Source organism: Treponema sp. R6D11 (genome assembly GCF_054786075.1).
Genome location: NZ_BDHD01000423.1, coordinates 1 through 1,071, shown reverse-complemented (window position 1 = coordinate 1,071; position 1,071 = coordinate 1). Strand labels below are relative to the sequence as shown.

The 1,071-nt window shown below is 39.8% G+C and carries 1 protein-coding gene; it reads right to left on the bottom strand.

Annotated features, from left to right (window positions below):
* Positions 1-33: 33 nt before the first annotated feature.
* Positions 34-1,071 (bottom strand): endo-1,4-beta-xylanase (locus ACYVTD_RS13665; RefSeq protein WP_461248281.1); only part of this gene is annotated, 1,038 nt, incomplete at its 5' end.

The following is a 1,071-nucleotide window of genomic DNA, read 5'->3' as shown; positions in this document are numbered from 1 at the left end:
TTATAATTTCTAACTAAAAATTAACATTTTTATTTACAAGCGTAATGTTTTGTTTGGATCCACAACCGCCCAAAAAGCCTGTTTTGGTTTAAGATCTGCGTCCCAAAGGCACGGGTTTCCCAATGATTTCCAACTGAACTCATCGTCAATATCCCACATTGTTACCCTTGTTATGTGATCTTTGAATTCCTTAAAAACATTAAAAAGCTGCGCGTAAGTTAAAGCTTGAATACGCTGATCAATATCCATCATGGTGGTATTTTTTCCAGTTCCAAAATTACCGGTTGTAACTTTTACTTCAACATCAAGCTCGCTGATTGCGACTTTTACTCCAATGTCTATAAATCTTTTTATCGAAGTACGTACATTGTTAGCGTCGGTATAAGTTCCGTAATGCGCCTGCATTCCTACTGTGTCGATAAGATTTCTGCTATTGCCCTCAGCTTTGTATCTGTCATTAATATCTTTAACCATGTTGGCGGTTACCTGCGCTTTTCTTTGGTTATCTAAATTGTAGTCAATGTATTGAAGATCCGCATCGGGGTCAGCCGCTCTTGCCGTTCTAAAAGCAAGTTCAATAAAATCAGCGCCTAACGCCTTAAACCAAGGGGAATCTTCACGAAGCTGTGTTTTCCAGTTTAAATTTTGGTCCCCCGGATTTATCTGCTCTTTTATGGCTTCGTTTACAACATCCCATGAAACTACCCTTCCCTTGTAATGCGTCATTACCGTATTTATATGATTTACCAAATTTTCCCTAACCTGCGCGGGTGTTCCCGTCGTCATCCACGCGTGAGTTTGTTTGTGCCATACAAGAGTATGCCCGTGAAATTTTATTCCGTATCCTTCCATTTCCGCTACCAAATCATCGGCATATCTAAAATTGTACTGACCGCCTTTCTCGCGCGGTGCAAGTTGATCCGGCTTCATTTGGTTTTCGGCTGTCATGATGTTAAAATGGGTTGTAAGCAATTCCAAATATTCGCCTTTCATGTATCTGCCGTTGATGATATTCCCAATGAGGAATATACTCCTTATATTCAAGCTGTTTTTGTAAATGAACAATATCGC